General features: G+C 68.7%; 13 protein-coding genes. All 13 read right to left on the reverse strand.

Features of this window, described 5'->3' with window-relative positions; translation table 11 throughout:
- Window positions 1-57: 57 nt before the first annotated feature.
- The 13 genes from ACTWQD_RS10990 to ACTWQD_RS11050 all read right to left on the reverse strand — a co-directional run bounded on the left by ACTWQD_RS10990 (window position 58) and on the right by ACTWQD_RS11050 (window position 13969).
- Entirely contained in the window at window positions 58-1020 is a 963-nt protein-coding gene (locus tag ACTWQD_RS10990) for a Ppx/GppA phosphatase family protein (RefSeq protein WP_443196151.1), read from the reverse strand.
- Window positions 1017-1733: a DUF501 domain-containing protein gene (locus tag ACTWQD_RS10995; protein WP_443196208.1), complete on the reverse strand. Its 717-nt coding sequence runs from the start codon at window positions 1731-1733 to the stop codon at window positions 1017-1019. Before ACTWQD_RS10995 ends, ACTWQD_RS10990 begins: the two co-directional genes overlap by 4 nt.
- Before the next feature lie 100 nt (window positions 1734-1833).
- Complete coding sequence (locus ACTWQD_RS11000; protein WP_443196152.1) at window positions 1834-2631, reverse strand: septum formation initiator family protein; 798 nt, start codon at window positions 2629-2631, stop codon at window positions 1834-1836.
- Window positions 2632-2750: 119 nt separating this feature from the next.
- Complete coding sequence (gene eno / locus ACTWQD_RS11005; protein ID WP_443196153.1) at window positions 2751-4031, reverse strand: phosphopyruvate hydratase; 1281 nt, start codon at window positions 4029-4031, stop codon at window positions 2751-2753.
- A 159-nt stretch (window positions 4032-4190) separates the two neighbouring features.
- Window positions 4191-4856 (reverse strand): MazG nucleotide pyrophosphohydrolase domain-containing protein, encoded by a 666-nt coding sequence (locus tag ACTWQD_RS11010; RefSeq protein WP_443196209.1) that lies wholly within the window; start codon window positions 4854-4856, stop codon window positions 4191-4193.
- 28 nt (window positions 4857-4884) lie between these two features.
- On the reverse strand, window positions 4885-6036 hold the full coding sequence (locus tag ACTWQD_RS11015) for an adenosine deaminase (RefSeq protein WP_443196154.1): 1152 nt from the start codon (window positions 6034-6036) through the stop codon (window positions 4885-4887).
- Between the two features lie 55 nt (window positions 6037-6091).
- The gene (locus tag ACTWQD_RS11020; RefSeq protein ID WP_443196155.1) at window positions 6092-6922 is read right to left on the reverse strand and encodes a DedA family protein; all 831 of its coding nucleotides are present in this window, start codon (window positions 6920-6922) and stop codon (window positions 6092-6094) included.
- 113 nt (window positions 6923-7035) lie between these two features.
- Window positions 7036-7671 carry a DedA family protein gene (locus tag ACTWQD_RS11025; RefSeq protein WP_443196156.1) on the reverse strand — a complete coding sequence of 212 codons (636 nt, stop codon included), beginning with the start codon at window positions 7669-7671 and terminating at the stop codon, window positions 7036-7038.
- A gap of 144 nt (window positions 7672-7815) precedes the next feature.
- Window positions 7816-9150, reverse strand: coding sequence for a thymidine phosphorylase (locus ACTWQD_RS11030; protein ID WP_443196157.1), 1335 nt, complete (start codon window positions 9148-9150; stop codon window positions 7816-7818).
- Window positions 9147-9551, reverse strand: coding sequence for a cytidine deaminase (locus tag ACTWQD_RS11035; protein WP_443196158.1), 405 nt, complete (start codon window positions 9549-9551; stop codon window positions 9147-9149). Before ACTWQD_RS11035 ends, ACTWQD_RS11030 begins: the two co-directional genes overlap by 4 nt.
- A 5-nt stretch (window positions 9552-9556) precedes the next feature.
- Window positions 9557-10885, reverse strand: a complete 1329-nt coding sequence (locus ACTWQD_RS11040) for an ABC transporter permease (RefSeq protein ID WP_443196159.1) — start codon at window positions 10883-10885, stop codon at window positions 9557-9559.
- Window positions 10882-12282: an ABC transporter permease gene (locus ACTWQD_RS11045; protein WP_443196160.1), complete on the reverse strand. Its 1401-nt coding sequence runs from the start codon at window positions 12280-12282 to the stop codon at window positions 10882-10884. The genes ACTWQD_RS11040 and ACTWQD_RS11045 overlap by 4 nt, the downstream gene beginning before the upstream one ends.
- Window positions 12275-13969: an ABC transporter ATP-binding protein gene (locus tag ACTWQD_RS11050; RefSeq protein WP_443196161.1), complete on the reverse strand. Its 1695-nt coding sequence runs from the start codon at window positions 13967-13969 to the stop codon at window positions 12275-12277. Before ACTWQD_RS11050 ends, ACTWQD_RS11045 begins: the two co-directional genes overlap by 8 nt.
- Window positions 13970-14021 lie beyond the last annotated feature (52 nt).

The raw sequence follows: 14021 nt of genomic DNA on the forward strand, positions 1-14021 counted from the left end.
TCGCTCTGCTGCCAGTTGCCTGCCTGGTTCACTGCGGCCCGGCTGAACCCCTGCGGCCTAAACAATACTCAGGGCAATTCCGTCAAGAATATCGTGTTCACTGGTCACGGCCGTCGCGACCCTGCCATCTGTGGCACCGGCCAGGCGCTCCAGGACCCGCCGCCAGACGAGGGCGCCGGCGCCAATCACGTCCACCCGGCCGGGGTGCATGTAGGGCAGCGCGGCACGCTCCGCATGGGTCATCCCGAGCAGTTCGGTGCAGGCCTGGCGCACGGCGTCCAGCGAAAGTTCCGTGCCGTGGATGGCCGCCGCGGAGTACTCCGGCAGGGCCAGCGCGTGCGCCGTGATGGTGGTGATGGATCCCGCCACCCCGACGACGGCGGCGCTGCGGTCCAGCGGCACCGTCCGCGCGGCTTCATCGATGGCGGCGTCGACGTCTGCCTCTGCGGCGGCGATCTGCGCTGCCGTGGGCGGGTCGCTTTGCAGGTGCCGTTCGGTCATCCGGACACAGCCGATGTCCACGGACTTGGCGGCTATGACGCCGTCGGCGTTGCCGAGCACAAACTCCGTGCTGCCGCCGCCGAGGTCCACCACGAGGACGGGATCCTGCCCGCGAGAGGGCAGGACGCTGCTGGCGCCGGCGAAGGACAGCGCGGCCTCTTCGTCCCCGGTGACCACCTCGGGCTCGACGCCGAGGATCTCACGGATGCCGTCGACGAAGACCTGCCGGTTGCGGGCGTCGCGGGTGGCCGACGTGGCGACGAACCGCACGCTGGTGGCCTCGTAGTTGCGGATCTGCGCGGCATAGTCCGCGGTGGCGGCGAAGGTCCGGTCCAGGGCTTCCTGGGCCAGTTCGCCGGTGGCGTCCACGCCCTGGCCCAGCCGGACCACGCGCATTTCGCGCACGACGTCGGCCAGCCGGGGCGCCGCGGCGCCGTTGCCGGCATCGGCGCCGTTGACGTCGGCGATGAGCAGGCGGATCGAGTTGGTGCCGCAGTCGATGGCGGCGACGCGGGTCACTGGCCGGCCCCGTTCGCGCCGGCGGCGCCGGGTTCCTCCGTGCGGGACTTCCGGACCGGGGCCGGGCGGCCCACGATCTCGGGCAGGCCCTGCGGTCCGTGCCGGCTGAGGTCCTGCGAGGGGGCCTCCCCGCCGGTGTCCCAGGCGCCGTCGCAGTAGCACCGGTCCTTGGTCCACCATTCGCTGATCGCGGCGAGGGCTTCGTCCCCGAGCGGGTTCACCCCGGGACCGGCGGCCAGTGAGTGGCCCACCAGGACGTGCAGGCACTTGACGCGGGCGGGCATCCCGCCGGCGGAGATGCCGTCAATTTCGGGGACGGCTCCGATTCCGGACCGTGCGCCGATCTCGGCGCGGGACACCAGGTACGCTTCGTGGGCTGCACGGTAGTCCGCGGCGAGGCCGCTGTCTCCCCCGAGCCGTTCGTTCATCTCGTTCATCAGGCCCGCGGCCTCGAGCCGCGACACAGCCGAGGTGATGACGGGGTGGGTGAGGTAGAAGGTGGTGGGGAACGGGGTGCCGTTGCTCAGCCGAGGCGAGGTGGCCGCCACCAGCGGGTTGCCGCAGACGCAGCGGGCGGGGATCTCGACGACGTCGCGCACCGGACGGCCCAGCTGCCGGCTCAGGACATCGAGGTCGCGGGGCGAGGGCCGGCGTGACTCCGCAGCGGGGCGGGGGTCCTCCGGCGCTGCCGGGGTTCCTGCGCCGCTGTCCACTGCCGTGGGCGTCTGGTCCACTCGGTTCTGGTCCACGGGGGCGGCCCTTCCTGCCCTGTCTGGTTATCCGGCGGACAATCCTGCGGCGGGCACCGCGTTTTTAGTCTGTCGCCGAACGCCGGATGGAGTCCCAGAGGGAGTCCACCCACGGCAGTTCGGCCGGGTCTTGTGCTGATCCTGTGCCGGCCGCGCCACCGGTGGACCCGGCAGGAAGATCGCTGCCGAAAACCCAGTAGCCCGTCTCGCCGGGCATAACCATGTTAATGCGGTCGCGGGCCTGTTGCTTCACGTAATTCGGATCCTGCCACCGCGAGACCTGCCGCCGGAGGTCATCCTGCTCGGACTGCTTGGCCGCGATGTCGGCCTCCAGCGCGGCGATTTCGGCCCGTTTTTCGAAGTAGATCTTGACCGTGGGCGCCAGCATGATGGTGATGGCAATCATGACCACCAGCAGCGCCAGCATGCGGCCGGAGAAGGCCTTGGCGGGGACGGGGTGCTCTTCGCCCGGCCCGGTGCCGGGAGCCGGGCCGGTGGCGGCAGCCTTGCCCGGGGTGCCCGGCGCCGCCGGCTTCTGTGCCGGGCCGGTCCCGGCAGCAGCGGACTTCGCGCCGCCGGACTTGGCGGCGCCCGATGTGGCAGCGCCGGACTTGGCAGGGCCGGGCTTGACGGGGCCGGATTTGGCGGGGCCGGATTTAGCGGGGCCGGAGCCGGCGCGCGCGGCGTGGCCGGGATGCTGGCCGGGCACGGCGGGGTGCGGGGCGGTTTTTCCCGCGGGGCCGGGGTGGGCACCGCGTGTGCCGCCGAAATCAGCCTGGATGACGTCGCCGCCGTCGCCCGCTTCCGGAGACTTCGGGGCCGCAGGCGTGGCCCGGGGAACCTTGGGTCGGCGGGTGGCCATGTCACTCCTGTCATCTGTGCTGCTGTCCGCGGCCCGGGCCGGGCACCGCAGGTGCCAAAGACGGAACCGGTGGCCATGGTCTTTCAACCATAGCCACCGGTTCGCGGTTCGTGCTGTTACTAGCCCTTGAAACGCGGGAAGGCGCTCCGGCCGGCGTAGCGTGCGGCGTCGTCGAGTTCTTCTTCGATGCGCAGCAGCTGGTTGTACTTGGCCACGCGCTCGGAGCGGGCCGGGGCACCGGTCTTGATCTGGCCGGCGTTGGTGGCGACGGAGATGTCGGCGATGGTGGTGTCCTCGGTCTCGCCGGAGCGGTGCGAGGTGATGGTGGTGTAACCCGCGCGCTGGGCGAGGGAGACGGCGTCGAGCGTTTCGGTCAGCGAACCGATCTGGTTGACCTTGACCAGGAGCGAGTTGGCGGTCTTCGAGTCGATGCCGGTCTGCAGGCGCTCCGGGTTGGTAACGAAGAGATCGTCACCCACGATCTGGACCTTGTCGCCGATGGTGTCGGTGAGCGTCTTCCAGCCCTCCCAGTCGTTTTCATCCAGCGGATCCTCAATGGACACCAGCGGGTAGTCGGCAACGAGCTCGGCGTAGTAGGCGCTCATCTCGGAGGAGCTGAGGGACTTGCCCTCGAACTGGTAGGCGCCGTCCTTGTAGAACTCGGACGAAGCGACGTCGAGGGCGAGGGCGATGTCCTGGCCCGGGGTGTAGCCGGCGTTCCGGATGGCTTCCTGGATGAGGTCCAGTGCGGCGCGGTTGGACGGGAGGTTCGGCGCGAAGCCGCCTTCGTCGCCGAGGCCGGTGGACAGGCCCTTGGCCTGGAGCACAGCCTTGAGGGCGTGGTAGACCTCGACGCCCCAGCGCAGGCCCTCGGAGAAGGTCTCGGCGCCCAGCGGGACAACCATGAATTCCTGGATGTCGACGTCGGAGTCGGCGTGCGAGCCGCCGTTGAGGATGTTCATCAGCGGGACGGGCAGGACGTGCGCGTTCGGGCCGCCGAGGTACTTGTAGAGCGGCAGGTCGGCGGAGGCCGCGGCTGCGTTGGCGACCGCCAGGGAGACACCCAGGATGGCGTTGGCGCCGAGCTTGCTCTTGTTGGCGGTGCCGTCCAGGTCGATCATCGACTGGTCGATGCTGCGCTGGTCCGTGGCGTCGAAGCCGATCAGGGCCGGGGCAATCTGGTCGATGACGGCGTCGACGGCTTTCTGGACGCCCTTGCCGAGGTAACGGCCCTTGTCGCCGTCGCGGAGTTCAACGGCCTCGTGCTCGCCGGTGGAGGCGCCGGAGGGTACTGCCGCGCGGCCGATCTGGCCGTCCGAGAGCAGGACTTCAACTTCTACGGTGGGGTTGCCCCGGGAATCGAGGATCTCGCGGGCGTGGATGGCATCGATAAGCGCCATGGATTGGCTCCTTTGGGTGAAGCGGTCTGCTGGGAATCTGATGGGAAATCTAGCTGGGAATCAAGCTGAAAGACCGACGTCCTCGTCGGTACCCAGCCTAGTCGAGAGTGGGATAAGTTACAGAAACCTATCCAGTCCCCGGACGTCATTTGTGGCGGATCACTCGGCTGGTTCACTCGGTTCTTGCGGCGGGGCCGGGGCCTGGCCGGACTGGAAGCGGCGGTTCGCGCCCCGCAGGGCACGTTCGGCGTCCAGCCCCCGGGCGCGGGCGGCGGCTGTTATGGCGAAGAGCAGGTCGCCGAGCTCAGCTTCGGTCGCCGGGACCTCCACCGGCTGCGCAGGCCCCGGGAGGCCTGCCCGTTCGGCGCGGTCGAGCAGTTTCTGCGCCCGGGCCAGCGCCGGAAGGGCGGCGGGGACCCCGCCGAGCGCCGCGTGCCGGGACGTTTCAGCGCTGGAGTGCAGCACCTGCTCCGAGCGTTTGACGGCGTCCCACGTCCGGACGATTTCCTCCACGGTCGCCGGGAAGGACTCCTGCAGCGACCCGTCGGCGCGGAACACATGCGGGTTGCGGCGGACCATTTTGGCGTGGAGTCCGCGGGCGACGTCGTTGAGGGTAAAGGCGCCGCGCTCCTCGGCGAGGCCGGCGTGGAGCACTACCTGGAGCAGGACGTCGCCGAGTTCGGCCTTCAGCTCCGGATCGCTGCCGGCCGTCTCGATGGTTTCCGCCACCTCGTAGGCCTCCTCGAGGAGGTACTCCACGAGGGATTCGTGGGTGAGGGCGCCCATCCAGGGGCAGTGGGCGCGCAGGTCAGCTATCGTCCCCATCAGCGCGCCCACCGCAGTGGAGTCCGTCTCAGCCAAGGTCGGCGTAGGCCTCGTTGATGTACTCGACGAGGGCTTCCTTCTCCTCAAGCGGCAGGAAGGCGGCCTCGGCGGCGTTCAGCGTCAGCTCCAGCAGGTCATCGAGGTCGTAGTCGAACGTCTCGACCAGCAGCTCGAACTCGTCGGTGAGGGTGACGCCGCTCATCAGCCGGTTGTCCGTGTTGATGGTGACGTTGAAGCCCAGCTGGTAGAGCATGTCCAGCGGGTGGCTGTCGATGCCCTCGCCGAAGCCGGCGATGGCGCCGGTCTGCAGGTTCGACGACGGGCAGATCTCCAGGGCGATCCCGCGGTCGCGGACCCAGCTGGCCAGCTCGCCGAGGGTGACCATGCCGATGTTGTCGCCGAACTCGTCGCTCTCGGCATCCTCGTCGTCCTCGAATTCGACGGTGACGTCCTCGGCAATGCGGACACCGTGGCCCAGGCGCAGGGCCCGGCCGTCCACCAGGGCGGACTGGATGCTCTCGAGCCCCGCGGCTTCCCCGGCGTGGACCGTGGCCGGGAAGTTGTGCTGCGCGAGGTAGGTGAACGCGTCCTTGAACCGGGACGGAAGGAACCCGTCCTCCGCGCCGGCGATGTCGAAGCCGACGGCTCCGTTGTTGCGGTGGCGGACCGCCAGCTCGGCGATCTCCTGACCGCGGTCGGCGTGGCGCATGGCGGTGATCAGCTGGCCGACCTGGATGTCGCGGCCGGATTCGGCGACGGCGTCGACACCGGCATCCAGGCCCGCCTGCACGGCTTCGACGGCCTCGTCCAGGCTCAGTCCCTTCGCAAGGTGCTGCTCGGGCGCCCAGCGCACCTCGCCGTAGACAACGCCGTCGTCAGCGAGGTCCTCGACGAATTCCTTGGCGACGCGGAAGAGGCCTTCCTTCGTCTGCATCACGGCCACGGTGTGGTCGAAGGTCTCAAGGTAGCGGACCAGGGAGCCGGAGTCGGCGGATTCGCGGAACCACTCCCCCAGGGCTACGGGGTCGGTGGAGGGCAGCGTGTGCCCGACGGCCTCGGCCAGTTCAATGATGGTGGCCGGACGCAGTCCGCCGTCCAGATGGTCGTGAAGGGAAACCTTGGGGAGGCCCTTCAGGTCGAAGTCGAGGTCAGGGGCAGCGTCAAGAATTATCTCAGTCACGTTCCAACCTTAGGGTCGGAGGCCGGGCAATACCAGCCGGGCGGCCGGGTGCGGTTTAGGCTTCGACGTCGGCCGGTGACGCCAGGGGTGCCGGGGCGGCGGGACGCGCCACCGTGGTGTGCTGTGCCTTGGCCAGCGTTGTGGTGGGCTGCGCCTTCGTGGGCTGCGGTGTCTCAGCCTGCGCCTCCTTGGCGTGCACCGCCTCAGCCTGCGCTTCCTTGGCGTGCGCTGCCTTGGCGTCGGCGGCGAGGCTCGCAGCGCGGCTGGCGGCCGCGGCAGCACCGCGGGTGTCGCGCCAGCGGTGCAGCCAGGTCAGCAGGTGGTCGATCACGATGCCCAGCACAATGGCGAAGGCAATCGCGATGCCCACCCCCAGCAGCGGGTGCTCATGGACCCAGTTGCCGGCGACGATGCCGACGCCGGCGGAGTAGGCCACCCAGGTGATGGAGGCGAACAGGTCGAGGATGATGAAGCGGCGGTGCGGGTAGGCGGTGGTGCCGGCGATCCAGTTGACGGCCACGCGGCCCACGGGGATGTAGCGGGCCGTGAAGATGAGCATGGCCCCGCGCTTGTCGAGTTCGTACCGGGCCCAGTTCAGCGCGCGCTGGACCTTCGGTTTGCGCATCCAGCGGAAGCGTTCAACGCCGATATGCCGGCCCAGCAGATAGGCCATGTTGTCGCCGGCGACGGCACCCAGGGCGGCCGCAGCCATCACCCACCACATGTTCGGCTGGCCGGACGTGACGGAAAGGGCACCCAGGGCGACGATCAGGGTTTCACTCGGCAGGATCGGAACAAATCCGTCGATGAAGCAGAAGAGCGTCAGAATCGGGTAAATCCACCATTGTCCCGCGGCATGGAGGATAGCCTCATTGATAAATTCCACGCGGGCGTTGCTCCTAGGAAAGTGACGAAAAGCGCTCTTCAGTGTCCCACGGCGGACCAGGATCCGCTACGTTCCGGCCGGATAAATCTGCTGACTTCCCGGGCCGCGGAATCCTACGGCTCGGCCGGCGGGACCCGCTGTGCGGCGTCGTCGGGCAGCCTGCCGCGCAGCCGGCTGATGACGAGGTCCACCACGATGCCCAGGCCGATCGCGCAGATGACGGCGACGATCACCCCGAGCAGATGGTTCTCTTCAAACCATTGGCCGAAGAAGAGGCCGATTGCGACGGAGTAGGCAGCCCAGAGCACCGCGGAGAGGACCGTCAGCCCAACAAAGCGCGGCTGCGGGAAGTGTGTGGCGCCAGCCGTCAGGTTGACCGCCACCCGGCCGATCGGCACGAACCGCGCCACGAGGATCAGGGAGGCCGGCCGTTTCCGCAGTTCAGCGCCCGCCCACCGGAAGGCCCGCTGCATCCGGTGCCCCCGCATCCAGGCCCAGCGCCGCGTTCCGGTGCGGCGGCCGATCAGGTAGGCGATGTTGTCGCCGAGGAACGCCCCGGCAGCGGCCGTGGCGGCCAGGAGCGCCGGGTTGGGCACGTCGGCGGTGGAGGCCACCGCCGCGAGCCCCACCACCACGGACTCGCTGGGAATGGGCGGGAAAAAACCGTCAATCACGCAGCATGCAAACACCAGGTACAGCACCCAGGGTTGGCCTGCTGCGGCCAGGATGAAGTCGTTGATCGCCTGCACGGATTCCTACCAAACAACGGGGGGACAGCTGTCGTGCCAGTGTACCGGCAGCCTGCCCTGTCACTTCTGGGGGTCAACCCGCGGGTCAAGCGGGTTTAGCGACCACAAGTGACAGGGCAACGGCTCTGCCGGGCAACGCGGCTCTCAGGCGATGCGGTCGAGGATGAGCTGCTGCGCCGGCCGGGAACCCTCGGGGGCAATCACCACGGCATGCTCCAGTGCGTCCTTGGCCCGCCCGAACTTCTCCGGTGTGTCCGTCAGGAGGGTCATGAGCGGCTCCCCGGCCTTGACCACGGCGCCCGGCTTGGCGTGCATCCGCACCCCGGCACCGGCCTGGACCTGGTCCTCCTTGCGGGCGCGTCCGGCCCCGAGGCGCCAGGCGGCGACGCCGACGGCCATCGCGTCGAGCTCCACCAGCACGCCGTCGGCCGGGGCGTAGATGACCTCGGATTCCTTGGCGACCGGGAGCTTGGCGCGCGGGTCGCCGCCCTGCGCCTCGATCATCCGGTTCCAGACGTCCATGGCCCGGCCGTCACGCAGCGCGGCGCGCGGATCGGCGTCGTGGACGCCGGCGCAGGCCAGCATTTCCTCCGCCAGCCGGACCGTAAGTTCGACGACGTCTTCCGGGCCGCCGCCGGCGAGGACCTCCACGGATTCCTCGACCTCGATGGCGTTGCCCGCCGTGAGACCCAGGGGCGTGTTCATGTTGGTCAGCAGCGCCACCGTGTTGACCCCGGCGTCCTTGCCCAGGGCCACCATGGTTTCGGCCAGCTCCCGGGCCCGGGCTTCGTCCTTCATAAACGCGCCGCTGCCCACCTTGACGTCCAGCACCAGCGAGCCGGTGCCCTCGGCGATCTTCTTGCTCATGATCGAGGACGCGATCAGCGGGATGGCTTCCACCGTGCCGGTGACGTCGCGCAGCGCGTAGAGCTTCTTGTCGGCCGGGGCCAGCCCGGCGCCGGCGGCGCAGATGACAGCGCCCACATCCTGCAGCTGGGCCAGCATCTCCTCGTTGCTCAGCGCTGCCCGCCAGCCCGGGATCGCCTCGAGCTTGTCCAGGGTGCCGCCGGTGTGGCCGAGGCCGCGGCCGGACAGCTGGGGCACGGCCACGCCGAACACGGCGACCAGCGGCGCCAGCGGCAGGGTGATCTTGTCCCCCACACCGCCGGTGGAGTGCTTGTCCGACGTCGGCTTCACGCCGCCGTCGGGCCGGCGCAGGCTGGAGAAGTCCATCCGCTCACCGGAGGCGATCATCGCCGCGGTCCAGCGGGAGATCTCGGAGCGGTCCATGCCGTTGAGCAGGATGGCCATGTTCAGGGCGGCCATCTGTTCGTCCGCGATCGCGCCGCGGGTGTAGGCGTCGATGGTCCAGTCGATCTGGGCCGGGCTGAGCACGCCCTTGTCCCGCTTGATGCGGATGATGTCGACGGCGTCGAACGCGTTAGCGTTACCGGCGCTGGGGTTCGGGGTGGTTGTCACCGGGTTTCCTCCAGGTGTTGGGGGCCAAAGGCGTCGGGAAGGACCTGGTCCATGGTCTTGATTCCCTGTGTGGTCATGAGCTCCATGTCGGGAGCCCGGAATTCGTAGAGCAGCTGCCGGCAGCGTCCGCAGGGCATCAGGACGTTGCTGCCGGCATCCACGCAGTAGAAGGCGCGGAGCAGGCCGCCGCCGGTCATCTGCAGGTTGCCCACCAGCGCGCATTCGGCGCACAGGGTCAGGCCATAGCTGGCGTTTTCGACGTTGCAGCCGCTGACAATCCGGCCGTCCGCGGTGAGGGCCGCTGCCCCCACCGCGAACTTCGAGTACGGCGCATAGGCGTTCTTCATGGCGGCGACCGCGGCGGCCTCGAGGGCGGCCCAGTCGACGTCGTTCCCGTCCACCGCCGTCAACCCTTCACGTACGGTATGCCGCTCGCGGCCGGAGGCCTGGTACGGCCGACCAGGCCGGCCACGGCAAACACGGTCACGAGGTACGGCAGCATCGCCATGAACTGGCTCGGCACCGGGGTGCCGATGATCGTCACAATGCTTTGCAGGTTGTCCGCGAAGCCGAACAGCAGCGCCGCGAAGAAAGCCCCGATCGGATTCCAGCGGCCCAGGATCATAGCGGCGAGGGCGATGAAGCCGCGCCCGCCAGAGATTTCCTTGGTGAAGCTGTCAATGGCCACAAGGGTGAAGAACGATCCGCCGATGCCGGCCACCGCGCCGCCGAGCGTGACGTTCCAGAAGCGGGTGGCGTTGACCTTGATGCCGAGGGTGTCGGCAGCCTGCGGGTGTTCACCCACGGAACGGACGCGGAGGCCCCACTTGGTCTTGAACAGCCCGATCCAGACAACAATCACGGCCACGTACATCAGGTAGCCGACGACGGACTGCTTGAAGAGGATGGGGCCGAGGACCGGGATGCTGGACAGGACGGGGATCTCGATGATCGGCAGCCGGCCGGGCGAATTGAACATTTCCTTGTTGGCCTGCATCACGGTGCTGAACAGGAAGCCCGTGAGCCCGGAGACGAGGACGTTGAGCACCACGCCGACGATGATCTGGTTGACCACGTACTTGATGCTGAACACGGCCAGCACCATCGACACCAGGGCGCCGGCCACGGCCGCCGCGAGCAGGCCGAGGTACGGGTTGTCCGTCACGCTGGCGACGATCGCGGCCGTGAAGGCGCCGCCGAGGAGCTGGCCTTCGATGGCGATGTTCACCACGCCGGCGCGTTCGCAGAGGACTCCGGAGAGGGAGCCGAAGACGATCGGCACGGCGAGGGTCACGGACCCGGCGATCAGGCCGGCCAGCGAGATGCTGGGCGTCCTGGCGCCGCCCACCACCCAGATCAGGAACGCGACCACAAAGACCACGGTGAACACGACCGGGAGCCAGCGCGGCGGCCGCCGGTTCTGCTTGGCCTTCAGGACCAGGGCGTAACCAGCCAGGCCCAGCAGGACCAGCGAGAGGACAATCCCGGACAGGAAGGCCGGAACTTCGATGGCCGGCAGCTGGAAGAAGTCGCCGCCGGAGGACACACCGAACTTCGCAGTCGACTGGGGGCCCAGCAGGCCGAAGAAGATAAAGCCGACGACGGCCAGCACGGCCAGTGTCACCGGCAGCTTCCAGGTCACGGGCTTGGCGGACATTCCCTGTGCGGGTCCTTTGGCCTGTTCTGGTTTTCCCTGCGGGCCGCCCGGAACGGGCGCTGTTGCTGTTGTGCTCATGCTGCACCTCCGGTGGTTGCTGCCTTCGGGGACTTGCCGGCGGGTGCGGCTTTCTTCTTGCGCGGGTTCAGTCCGAAGATCGCCCGGACCAGCGGCGGCGCCGCGATAAACAGCACAATGAGGGACTGGACCACCAGCACGATGTCGATGGGAGTACCGGTCTGGATCTGCATCTGGACCGCACCGGCCCGGAAGGCGCCGAACAGGATGCCGGCAGCGAACGTGCCCCACGGCGTCGAGCGTCCCAGCAGCGCCACGGTGATGGCGTCAAAGCCGTACGTTGCGGCGACGCCGTCGGTCAGGACCTTCTCGGTGCCTGCCACCTGCGCGACGCCGGCCAGCCCGGCCAGGCCGCCGGCCATGGTCATCACGAGGATGGTGGCGCGGGGGACGTTGATGCCGGCGGTCAGTGCGGCCTTGGGGTTGGCGCCGACGGCGCGGAATTCGAAGCCGATCGTGGAGCGGTTCAGCAGCCACGAGACGAACAGGGTGGCCGCGATGGCCAGCAGGAAGCCAAGGTGCAGCCGGTACTGGCTGCCGAAGATCTGCGGGTACAGCGCGGACGGGTCGAGGATGGGGGAAATCGGGGTGGTCTCCCCCGGCCGCTGGAACAGATCCGTGTCCAGCAGGTAGCGCAGGAAATACAGGGCGATGTAGTTGAACATGATGGTCACGATGACCTCATGCGCTCCGGTCTTCGCCTTGAGCACACCCACCAGTCCGCCCCAGACGGCACCGCCGATCACGCCGGCGACCAGGACGAGCAGCAGGTGCAGCCCCACCGGCAGGTGCAGCGCGAAGCCCACCCAAGCGGCCAGGATGCCGGACATGATGATCTGGCCCTGGGCGCCGATGTTGAACAGGCCGGCACGGAAGGCCAGGGCCACACCGAGGCCGGCGGTGATCAGCGGGGTGGCGATGGTGAGGGTCTCCATCAGCGGCGCGAACTGTCCGGAGACGGCGTTTGCGCGCGGGTTGAAGACGGCGCCCTGGAAGAGCGCAACGTAGGAGCTGGTGGCGGCGGACCAGACGGCCGCGAAGAAGTCGGTGGGCCGGGCGAAGAAGTACGTCGACGTGGCCGCGACCACCTTGTCCGTACTCGCGATGAGCAGCCCGCCAAGGATCAGCGCGAGGAGGACGGCCAGGATGGTCACGATGCCGTTGCCGGTGAAGATCTGGCGCAGCACGGAGTCCGGCCGTTCCTCGCCGGGGAGGGTCCCGCTCTGGGCGGAGACCGGGACGGCGGACGGCCGCATCGCGCCGCCGGCGGTGTCCAGCGTGCTGACGAACTCGGCGTCGTCCTCCAGGGGCTCCGCTTCCCCTGCCGGGGACTGGGTGGTGCGGATCCGGTCCGGATCCGGGTCGGCCGGGCGTTTCGGCTCGTTGTTCTCACTCATGGTCGTCTCCTACGGCGCCGGAGCGGGGCTCCTGCACGGGCTGGGCGGCGGGCGCCTGGTCTGTTGCTGTTCTCTCGGCGGCGGTTCCGGCGGTCTGGGCGGCGGTCTGGTCGGCGGGCTGGCCGGCGGGCTGCTGCCGGCTGGCGGCGTCGGCCTGCTGCCGGCTCGCGGCGTCGGCGAGGGCATCCTGCGGGGAAAGGCCTGCCATCATCAGGCCGAGGACGTCGCGTCCGGTGCCGGCCGGGACGATCCCGACCAGCTTGCCCTTGTACAGCACGGCGATCCGGTCGGCGAGCTCGATCACCTCGTCCAGTTCGGTCGAGACGATCATGACGGGTGTCCCGTGGTCGCGCTCGGCCACGATGCGCTTGTGCAGGAACTCGATGGACCCCACGTCCACGCCGCGGGTGGGCTGGGAGGCGATGAAGAGGCGCAGCGGCCGGGAAAGCTCCCGGGCCATGACCACCTTCTGCTGGTTGCCGCCGGACAGGGTGCCGGCGGCAAGGGAACCGGACGGGGTGCGGACGTCGAACTCGTCGATCCGGGTCTTGGCGTTCTCCAGGACCTTGGCCGGGCTCATGCTGATGCCCTTGGCGAACGGGGCCTTGTCATAACGGTCCAGAATCAGGTTCTCGGCGATCGAGAACGTGCCGATCAGGCCGTCCACCGAGCGGTCTTCCGGCACGAAGCCGACGCCGGCGTTGAGGACGTCCTTGACGCTGCGGCCAAGGAGCTCCTCGCCGTCGAGCAGGATGGAGCCGTGGGCGCGTTCCTGCAGGCCGAGGATCGCCTCGGTCAGTTCGGTCTGTCCGTTGCCCTGGACACCGGCGACGGCGAGGATCTCGCCGCGGGCGATGTCGAAGCTGATGCCGTCCACCACGTGCTGGCCGCTGGGGGCGATGACAGTGAGGTCCTTGACCTGGAACGTGGTTTCCTGCGGGGTGGCCGGGGCCTTGTCGAGGGTCAGGCTCACGGCCCGGCCCACCATGAGCGAGGCCAGTTCGGTGGTCGAGGCGCCCGGGTCGGCGGTGCCCACCACCTTGCCGCGCCGGATCACCGTGATGGTGTCGGAGACTGCTTTAACCTCGCGGAGCTTGTGCGAGATGAACACAATCGAGGTCCCGTGGCTCTTGAGCTGGCGCATGATGTCCAGCAGCTCGTCGGTGTCCTGCGGGGTGAGCACGGCGGTGGGCTCGTCGAGGATGAGCACCTTGGCATCGCGGACCAGGGCCTTGATGATTTCCACGCGCTGCTGCACGCCGACCGGGAGGTCCTCGATCAGCGCGTCGGGGTCGACGTCGAAGCCGTAGCGGTCCGAGATCTCCTTGATCTTCCGGCGTGTGTCGTCCAGGTTCAGGAAGCCGCCGGCCTTGGTGGTCTCGGCGCCCAGGGCAACGTTTTCGGCGACCGTGAAGACCGGGACCAGCATAAAGTGCTGGTGCACCATGCCGATGCCTGCGGCCATGGCGTCGCCCGGGCCGCGGAAGGTGACGGGTTTGTCGTCGATGAGGATCTGGCCCTCGGTGGGTTCGTACAGTCCGTAGAGGACGTTCATCAGCGTGGACTTGCCCGCGCCGTTCTCACCGAGCAGACAGTGAATCTGCCCGGGTTCAACCACCACGTCAATGTGGTCGTTGGCTACCAGGGAGCCGAAGCGTTTGGTGATCCCCTTGAGTTCAAGTTTCAAAACTCTGACCAATCTCGAAGTGTCCGGAGGCTTGTGGCCCGGACGGGTGATG

The organism is Pseudarthrobacter sp. 1C304 (genome assembly GCF_052245515.1).
GTDB lineage: Bacteria > Actinomycetota > Actinomycetes > Actinomycetales > Micrococcaceae > Arthrobacter.